Raw genomic sequence first — 2,398 nt, 5'->3', positions numbered from 1 at the left:
TAATGTCAACTAAGTTTTTTTATTTCATTTGTCGCTTACGACGTTATTGTCATCGGCGACTTGTTCTATATTACACCTCTAAAGTATAATCGTCAATACGTTTTTTAAAAAACTTTATATTTTATAGATTTCACTTATGTATTTCTTCTATAGTTATATACAAGCACCCCACAGGACTATCTATGGGGTACTACTCTATTATAAAAACTATTGCTCTTTCGACGGCGCCGAACAACTTCCATCAGTACAAGAAAGATCGCTTCCACCCTCTGAAGAAAGTTCTTGTAACTTAGGTGCAGGATTCTCTTCTTCCCACACTTGCTGAAGTGCACCAACAAAAGTTTCAAGTGGTTGTGCACCTGAAATAGCATACTTTTGATTAATAATAAAATAAGGTACTCCCGAAATTTGATATTGCTGAGCAATCGCTTCATCAATTCTAACATCATTTGCATACGCATTTTTATCATTAATAACATTTAAAGCCTCTTGCTTATCTAAACCTGAAACTTCAGCGATAGTAGCAAGTGTATCCACATCACTTAAATTTCTCGATTCAGTGAAGTATGCGAAAAGTAGATTTTCCGTAATCTCTTTTTCTTTTCCTTGATCCTTTGCAAACTTCGCAAGACGATGCGCATCAAACGTGTTCGTCGGCTTCATCTCATCAAAATTAAAACTTAAACCCATACTAGCTGCATGATTTCCTAGCTGTACGTTATTACGCTTAGCTTCTTCAATACTAATTCCATACTTTGATGCAAGTACTTCATTAATACTTGTCCCAGAATAGATTGGAGCATTTTGGTCTAATTCAAAACTTTTAAACTCAACTTCAACATCCTTCTTATGCGGAAATTGCTCTAAAGCCATCTCTAATCTAAGTTTCCCAATATAGCAAAATGGGCATACAAAATCTGACCAAACTTCAATTTTCATAGAAACACCTCATTAACTTTTAGTTTTCAATCATTGTAGCACTGAGATTAAGGAATTCAAAAGTTTTTGCTCTACCTCCTTCATATAGTACATACAAAAATACACTTATAGCAGAATACCTAATTAACAAAAAAACGATAATCAAAAGGATTAACTATTATCCCTCCGATTATCGTCTATATAAATGCAACAACTTTAATTATGCCGGAATATACTTCCCTACGAACTTCCATACAGTATTCCAATATTTATTCGAATCTACTTTCTCCGCTTCCCCATGTCCAGCACCTGGAACAATTAATTTCTCTTTTTCTACTTTTGCAGCAGTATATACTTCATCTAACATTTCAAAAGGAACGAATGTATCAGCATCCCCATGAATGAACAGCATAGGTGTTTTACTTTTCGCTACTTGTTTTACAGCTGAGGCCTCTTCTAAATCATACCCAGCTCTTAATTTAGTAACCGTATTTGCCGCATTCATAACAGGAAACTTCGGTAAGTGGAATAAATCTTTTAGTTGATAAGTAAATTCATCAATAACAGTTGAGTATCCACAATCTTCAATAATAACTTTAACATTAGAAGGTAAATCTTCTCCTGAAGTCATCATTACAGTTGCCCCGCCCATTGAAACACCAAATAGAGCTATTTCAGCATTAGGGTCTTTCTTTAAGATTTGTTGAATCCAAATTAACACATCTTTACGATCATGCCAGCCCATACCAACATAATCCCCTTCACTATTTCCGTGCCCACGAAGGTCTGGTGCTATGACATTATAGCCTTGTTCATAAAAGTTACGAACATATTTCGTCATTTCTGATGCTCTACCACTATATCCATGAACTACAATTGCCCATTTATGACTAGATGGTTCATTCATATATTCATAACCTTTTAAATTTAATTTATCGAAAGAACGTATAGTTAATGTGTTAGGTTTATACTTCGATACGAAGTTTGCATTCTTTTCTTCATTTGCAGCCAATACATCTCCCGACGCATTTACCGTTTCCACTAAATGAGGATTATCTTGCAAAAATTCCTTTTCTTGTTTCGCATTTAATGCATAGTTATAAAAATAATTTCCAACTAACATATACACGATTACTAGCAGGACTAAGACTACTATAGTAATTATACTTATCTTTTTCATATTATCTCCTTTTCTAACTTAAATCTTCTTATATTAAAGTACATCAAAAACAACTGTACTATTTTAACATACCAATGAATTCTATCTTTAAGAAATAAAATAGAAAATCTTAAATTACCTGTCAAAAATCACGAAAGAAATTGAATAAAACTTATATAGCTACGTACTCAAAAATCTTTTTAAAAATGAGCAGCACTTCAAAATATTTAGCTTTGAAAAGAAGTTATAAAACACAAAAAAGACGAGTCATTCTGACTCGTCTTAAAGTTGCTTGGCGACGTCCTACTCTCACAGGGACAA

The 2,398-nt window shown here is 33.4% G+C and carries 2 protein-coding genes; both read right to left on the bottom strand.

What is annotated here, in order from left to right; all coding sequences use genetic code 11:
- Positions 1 to 207: 207 nt before the first annotated feature.
- Positions 208 to 939, bottom strand: coding sequence for a DsbA family oxidoreductase (locus AB6801_RS31140; RefSeq protein ID WP_097999694.1), 732 nt, complete (start codon positions 937 to 939; stop codon positions 208 to 210).
- Positions 940 to 1,138: 199 nt separating this feature from the next.
- Entirely contained in the window at positions 1,139 to 2,098 is a 960-nt protein-coding gene (locus tag AB6801_RS31135; protein ID WP_097999693.1) for an alpha/beta hydrolase, read from the bottom strand.
- Between the last annotated feature and the right edge of the window lie 300 nt (positions 2,099 to 2,398).

Origin of the sequence: Bacillus sp. RCC_6_1 (assembly GCF_041360755.1) — a bacterium.
GTDB classification, from domain to species: Bacteria; Bacillota; Bacilli; order Bacillales; family Bacillaceae_G; genus Bacillus_A; species Bacillus_A cereus.
Note: the sequence above shows the minus strand (reverse complement) of the source record. Positions and strands in the feature narration are given on the sequence as shown.

Excerpts from the sequence above, each read along its gene's own strand:
- AB6801_RS31140 (WP_097999694.1), bottom strand. The coding sequence starts at position 939 with ATGAAAATTGAAGTTTGGTCAGATTTTGTATGCCCATTTTGCTATATT.
- AB6801_RS31135 (WP_097999693.1), bottom strand. The coding sequence starts at position 2,098 with ATGAAAAAGATAAGTATAATTACTATAGTAGTCTTAGTCCTGCTAGTA.